General features: G+C 76.2%; 9 protein-coding genes. 2 read left to right on the forward strand and 7 right to left on the reverse strand.

Annotated features, from left to right (window positions below):
* On the reverse strand, positions 1-57 hold a 57-nt coding region (locus tag AC529_RS20910; protein WP_232306676.1), incomplete at its 3' end, for a hypothetical protein.
* A gap of 56 nt (positions 58-113) precedes the next feature.
* Between AC529_RS20910 and AC529_RS09785 the strand changes: the two genes are divergently transcribed.
* On the forward strand, positions 114-629 hold the full coding sequence (locus AC529_RS09785; protein ID WP_068755764.1) for an HAD hydrolase-like protein: 516 nt from the start codon (positions 114-116) through the stop codon (positions 627-629).
* 51 nt (positions 630-680) lie between these two features.
* On the opposite strand, the gene AC529_RS09790 is transcribed toward AC529_RS09785, so the two are convergent.
* The 4 genes from AC529_RS09790 to AC529_RS09800 form a co-directional block, all read right to left on the reverse strand.
* Positions 681-1,289: a phosphatase PAP2 family protein gene (locus tag AC529_RS09790; RefSeq protein WP_068755765.1), complete on the reverse strand. Its 609-nt coding sequence runs from the start codon at positions 1,287-1,289 to the stop codon at positions 681-683.
* An 88-nt stretch (positions 1,290-1,377) separates the two neighbouring features.
* The gene (locus AC529_RS09795) at positions 1,378-2,592 is read right to left on the reverse strand and encodes an MFS transporter (RefSeq protein ID WP_068755766.1); all 1,215 of its coding nucleotides are present in this window, start codon (positions 2,590-2,592) and stop codon (positions 1,378-1,380) included.
* A 214-nt stretch (positions 2,593-2,806) separates the two neighbouring features.
* Positions 2,807-2,944 (reverse strand): hypothetical protein, encoded by a 138-nt coding sequence (locus tag AC529_RS20095; RefSeq protein WP_157080148.1) that lies wholly within the window; start codon positions 2,942-2,944, stop codon positions 2,807-2,809.
* A gap of 12 nt (positions 2,945-2,956) precedes the next feature.
* Positions 2,957-3,862, reverse strand: coding sequence for an NAD-dependent protein deacetylase (locus AC529_RS09800; RefSeq protein ID WP_394326441.1), 906 nt, complete (start codon positions 3,860-3,862; stop codon positions 2,957-2,959).
* A gap of 479 nt (positions 3,863-4,341) precedes the next feature.
* On the opposite strand from AC529_RS09800, the gene AC529_RS09805 reads away from it, so the two are divergent.
* Positions 4,342-4,740 (forward strand): hypothetical protein, encoded by a 399-nt coding sequence (locus AC529_RS09805; protein ID WP_232306663.1) that lies wholly within the window; start codon positions 4,342-4,344, stop codon positions 4,738-4,740.
* A gap of 146 nt (positions 4,741-4,886) precedes the next feature.
* On the opposite strand, the gene AC529_RS09810 is transcribed toward AC529_RS09805, so the two are convergent.
* Both AC529_RS09810 and AC529_RS09815 read right to left on the reverse strand, forming a co-directional pair.
* Positions 4,887-5,633, reverse strand: a complete 747-nt coding sequence (locus AC529_RS09810) for a methylated-DNA--[protein]-cysteine S-methyltransferase (RefSeq protein WP_068755767.1) — start codon at positions 5,631-5,633, stop codon at positions 4,887-4,889.
* Positions 5,630-5,904 (reverse strand): RNA polymerase sigma factor (locus tag AC529_RS09815; protein WP_157080175.1); only part of this gene is annotated, 275 nt, incomplete at its 5' end. The genes AC529_RS09815 and AC529_RS09810, both read right to left, overlap by 4 nt.

The following is a 5,904-nucleotide window of genomic DNA, read 5'->3' on the forward strand; positions in this document are numbered from 1 at the left end:
GGCGGGGAGCGCGCCGTTCCACCCCGCGTTGACCGCGGTCACCGCGGACCCGGTCACGGACAGGTCGGCGTTCCAGGCGTTGGTGACGGTGTGCCCCGGCCGCGGTGGCGGACATGGCCGGACGCACCGAGCACGCCATCGCCGCCGACACCCTGCGCCTGAACGGCGTGGCGCCGGACCCGGAGCTGCTCGCCCGGTTCCACGCGGCGCTGGAGGCCCTGCACCGCCTGGGCGCGGTGCAGACGGTGGTGACCGGGAACATCCGGGAGCTGGCCGCCGCCAAACTCGCCGCCTTCGGCCTGGAGGCCCGCCTCGACCTGTCCCTCGGCGGCTACGGGGACCACAGCCCCGACCGGGCGGACCTGGTGCGCCTGGCCGTGGCCCGCGCCACCCAGCGGCACGGCGCCGGGTTCGCCCCCTCCGCGGTGGTGGTGGTCGGCGACACCCCGCACGACGTGCGGGGCGCGCACGACGCGGGGGTGCGGGCGGTCGGGGTCGCCACCGGCCGCAGCAGCCGCGCCGACCTCGCCGCGGCGGGCGCCGACGGTGTCCTCGACGACCTGCGGGACACCGCCGCGGTCGTCCGGCTGCTGGCCGGGGTCACGGCGGCGGACGCGCGCCGCCACTGACGGCGGGGCCGCCGCCTGCGGCTCCTGTGCAGCCCGCGCGCCCGGAGGGCCTCAGCTCAGCAGCACGAAGACGGGGCCGCAGACCAGCGCCCCCTGGAGGGCGCCCACGACGACCTGCGCGACGGTGTGGTGGTTCAGCGCCACCCGCGACCAGGCGACCAGGGCGACCACGGGCAGGGCCGCGGCCAGCACCGGTCCGAAGGCGAGGACGAGCACGCAGGTCGTCGCGGAGGCGACGGTGGTGTGCACCGACACCTTCCACCACAGGCTCACCGCGCTGGTGCTGACCAGTCCCGCCAGGATCGCGACGACCAGGGCCAGCACGGCACTGGGCGCTCCCAGGACGACGAGCGCGGCGATGCCCGCCGCGACGCTGCCGATGGCGATGAGGAAGGGGACGGTCCGCTGCCGCCGGTCCCGAATGTGGTGGTCGCTCCAGTAGCCGAGCCGCACGCCGACGAGGACGGCCGCGTACGGGACGACGGAGCAGAACAGGGCGGCGAACAGGCCCCAGCCCGCCCCGGCGGGGCTGTGGGTGCTGCCCCAGCCGACCACGAGCAGGACCCCCGTGACGAGGACTCCGGGCGAGAGGACCTCGCTGAGGAGCGTCGCCGCCCGCTGCCGCGGGGGGACGGACGGGGCGGGGGCGGTTCCGGTCACGGTCGGTCCTGTTCTCTGTCGGCGCTCGAGCGGGCAATGGGCACCCTACACGCGGTCCCGGACGTGTCCACTCCCGCGGCGGGACGGCTCACCCGGAGTCGCCGGACGGCACGGTCTGCTCCTCGGGCCGCCGGGGCGGCGCGTCCCCGCGGTCGTTCAGTTCGGTGCCTGCCGCCAGCATCGCCGCGGCCGCCAGCAGGCACAGCCCGCAGCCGATCCAGAAGATGGCCGCCGAGTAGCCGGGGACCGCGAGCGGGACGGCCACCCCCAGCACCGCGCCCATCTGGAAGATCCCGGCGAACAGGCCGACCCCGCCGGCGACCCCCGAGCGCGTGGCCTGGCCGAGCAGGACCACCGAGATGCTCTGGAAGCCCGCGGTGAAGACCGCGTAGAGGACCTGGGCCCCGAACAGCCCCGCGGTCCCCGCGTCGACCGCGACGACTAGGAAGGACAGCGCGCCGACCATGCAGACGACGACCAGGGTGCGCACGCTGCCGTACCTGTCGGTGGCCGCGGCCAGCGGCACCAGGACGAGGACCTCCACCACCGCGGTGAGGGCGAACAGGCCGGGGATGACCGACTCGGCCATGCCCGTCTGCCAGGCGTACAGCGGCAGGTAGACCTGGCGCAGGTTGTCGGCGCCGCGCAGCAGGAAGACCACCGCGACCGCCAGGGCGACCAGCCACCACGCCCCGCGCTGCGGCCGTGCCGCCCCGCCCTCCCGACTCCTGGTGCCCGGCCGCGCGGCGGGGGTGAAAAGGCTCAGCAGCAGGGCGGCCCCGGAGAGGGCCAGGCAGGCGTGGACGGGGCGGAACAGCGGGCCGAAGGCGTCCTCGGCGAGGAAGAGGGCCGAGGCCGCGCCGAGGCCGGCGATGTAGCCGACGACGAACACCGTGCGCGCCAGGCCCATGACGCGGGCCTCGGAGAGCGTCCCGTTGTCCAGCAGCGCCACGAACGTCGGGTAGACCAGGCTGCCGAAGGCCCCGCACAGCGCCGCGGCGTAGGCCGCCCAGCCGGGGGTGGGGGCGGCCAGCAGGCCCATGCCGGCCAGGCCCAGCGCCCCGCCCAGGGCGCCGCCGACCCAGTGGCGCCCGGTCGCGCGGCACCACCGCCCCACCACGAGGTTGACCGCCATCGAGGCGGTGCCGAACAGCACGTAGAAGGCGACGATCGCGGGTTTTTCCGCGCCGCGCTCGTTCAGCAGAAGTGGCAGGACCACGGTGTGGAGGCCGGCGAGGGCCGCCGCGGTGAAGACGCCGACGACGGGCCTTCCGAGGCCGGACGTTTTCTGCAGAATGCTCAACCGAGCTCCTCTGTCGACGAGCCGTCTTGTGGACCGGAGGGCCTGCTCGGCCGGGATCGGACCTGTTCGATCGGGGCCGCGGTGCACCAGAGCTCACGATATCCTTTTTGGGAGCGCTCCCAAAAAGAGCGGTCCCCGCGGGGGCACGCGCCCGGGCGGCCCCCGCGGGCCGCGGGCGCGGCCCGCGGAGAGGCAGGACCACTGGCGGCGGTGGTCAGAGGTGTGCGTCGAGTGCGGCGAGCAGCGCGGTGAGCGCGGCGCCGAGCGGGGCGTCCAGCCGCAGCAGGGCGTGGGGGTCGCCCCGGGTGGCCCCCGCGGGCCGCGGGCGCGGCCCGCGGAGAGGCAGGACCACTGGCGGCGGTGGTCAGAGGTGTGCGTCGAGTGCGGCGAGCAGCGCGGTGAGCGCGGCGCCGAGCGGGGCGTCCAGCCGCAGCAGGGCGTGGGGGTCGCCCCGGGTGGCCCCCTGGTTGACGATCGCGACGGGGACGGAGTGCTCCACGGCGCGGCGGACGAACCGGTAGCCGGAGGCGACCGTCAGCGAGGAGCCCAGCACCAGCAGCGTCCCGGCGCCCTCGGTCAGCGCGAAGCAGTGCCGGACGCGCTCCCGCGGCACGTTCTCGCCGAAGAACACCACGTCGGGTTTGAGCACTCCCCCGCAGGAGCGGCAGTCCACGACGCGGAAGGAGTCGATCCACTCGTCGGCGAGGGCCGCGTCGCCGTCGGCGTTGACCTCGTCGGCGAGGGCGCTCCAGCCGGGGTTGGCCTCGCGCAGCCTGCGGTCCAGCTCGCCGCGCGCGGTGCGCTCCCCGCAGCCCAGGCAGCGGACCCGGTGCAGGCTGCCGTGCAGTTCCACCACCCCGCGGGCGCCGGCGGCCTGGTGCAGGCCGTCCACGTTCTGGGTGATGATCCCGGTGACCAGGCCGCGGGCCTGGAGTTCGGCGACCGCGCGGTGGCCCGCGTTGGGCGCGGCCCGGTCGATGTGCTGCCATCCCAGGTGGCTGCGCGCCCAGTAGCGTCGGCGGGCCGCGGCGCTGCCGACGAAGGTCTGGTAGGTCATCGGCCGGGACCGCCGCCTGCGCCCGGTCTCCCCCCGGTAGTCGGGGATCCCGGACTCGGTGGACAGGCCGGCCCCGCTCAGCACCACCACGTCGCCGTCGGCGACCAGGTCGGCGAGCAGGCGGAATCCGGGGTCGGCGAGCAGGTCGGCGGGGCCGGGCCGCACACCGGCTCCCGGGCCCGCCCTCCCGGCCGCGTCTGCTGGGGTCCCCACGCGACCAGGGTAGGGCACCGGCCCGGCGCTCCTCGACCGGGCGGCCGTCCTGCCGCGGCACCGCGGCGACGCACCGCACTTCTTCCGGCGTTTCCTTTCCGGGAGGAGAATGGATTTCTGTCCGTTTCCGGAACGCGCGTCGGCCGGCCGCGGCACCGCCCCGTTCCGGGTTGTCCCGCGCCATTCCCAGGACCAGCGCAGACGGCATAGTATGAAGCTGCTTCGTGAGTTCACCGCAGTGCCGCGGCGCCCTGTCCCGACCGGCGCGGCGCACCCCGGGCCGGTCCTTCCCGGACCAAAGCGGCTGTCCCGAGTCCGGACTCCCCACCGGCCCCGAACACCACCAAGGGAGCAATGACGTTTTCTGTTCCGGGTCCCGTCACGACCCTTTCCCCCGTGACCCGCACCGCCGCCGTTCCGGCGGCCCCCTCGGCCCGCGGGCCGCTCTCCGGTGTCGCCTCCCGCTTCGGGGAGGTCCGATGAGGGAACGCTCCCCCGCGGGACGTCCGTGCTCGGTGACGGAGTTCTCCGCGCCCCGCCGGGCCGCGTCCCGCCGCCCGGCCACGACCGGCCTGCCCTCCGCCCCCGCCCAGAAGCCCGACCCCCGGCGGGCCGCCACGCCGGCCGCCTTCGTGGCGGCCATGCGCCACTACCGCCTCTGGGCCGGAGCGCCCTCCTACCTGGAGATGGAGTACAACTGCGGAGGGGTGTGCTCGGCCTCCCGGTTCCGCCTCGCGCTCAACAGCGACCGCCTGCCCCGGCTGACCGTGCTGAGCGCGTTCGTCGTCGCCTGCGGCGGCGACGAGGCCGAGTACCAGCGCTGGGCCTCGGCCTGGCGCCGCATCCGCGCCGACCACAGGAACGGCCCCTCCTCCTGACGCCGAAGCCGCCGGGACGCCGGTCCGGCACGCCCGCCGACCGGTCCCGGGCCCCGGGACCGGTCCCGGCACCGCCGCCTCTGCCTGTCCGCCTCCCCGCGGGCCCTCTTCGCCGCGGCCCCCGCGGGGCCTGCGGCGTCCCCGCGTCAGGCGGCCTCCGCTGCCGGCTGGCAGTGCCGGCAGGGGCGGTAGCCCGCGGCCGCGGCCTGGGCGACGGTGCGGAAGCCGCGCCGGTGGGCGGGGGCGATGCGCCGGGCGTGGCGGCAGGACGGGAAGCACACGACTCCCGTGGTGTCGCTGGCCAGGTAGAAGACCCCCCGGCGGGCGAGGTCGTGCATCTCGTCCAGGTTGACGTTCTCGCTGCGCAGCAGGTGCTGCTTGAGGTCGGAGCCGAAGATGTACCGGCCCGGCGAGCCGTCGGAGCGGACCACCCGGTGGCAGGGGATCAGCAGCGGCACGGGGTTGGTGGCCAGCGCGGTGCCGACCGCCCGCACCGCCCCGGGCCGGTTGACCCGCCGCGCGATCCAGGAGTAGGGCCGCACCTCGCCGCGCGGGATGCTGCGCGCGGCGCGCAGCACCTCGGCCTGGAACGGGGTGAGTTCGCGCAGGTCGAACCGGAGCCCTCCGGCGTCCCCGGTGCGCAGCGCCGGGACCAGCCCGGCGGGCGGACGGGGCGCGGGCAGCAGCGGCCGTCCGAAGCGCCTGCGGAACTCCCGGCGGGCGTCGTCCCCGGCGGGGCGGACGTAGGCGATCCCGTGGTCGGTGTAGGCGACGAACATCTCGCCGACGGGGCCGCCGACGGTGACCCAGCGGGCGGCGATCCGGTCGATCAGGCCCTCCGGGGCGTCGGTGACCAGTTCTGCGAGCCGGGCCAGCAGCGGTTCGTCACTCATCGGACACCCTCCTGGGTGAGTTCACGCAGCTTCTTGAGGCCGCGGGAGACGTGGGACTTGGCGGTCCCCTCGGGGACCCCGAGGATCGCGGCGACCTCGCCGATGGACAGGTCGGCCACGTGCCGCAGCACGACCGCCTCCCGCTGCGCCTCGGGCAGCCGCGCCAGCAGTTCGGCGAGCTCCCCGCTGGTCTCGCGCTGCTCCGCCGCCCCGGCGACGTCCTGCCGGGGGTCGGCGACGTCGACGTCCTCGGTCAGCGGGCCGGGCGGGG

The organism is Thermobifida cellulosilytica TB100, from assembly GCF_001517975.1.
GTDB lineage: Bacteria > Actinomycetota > Actinomycetes > Streptosporangiales > Streptosporangiaceae > Thermobifida > Thermobifida cellulosilytica.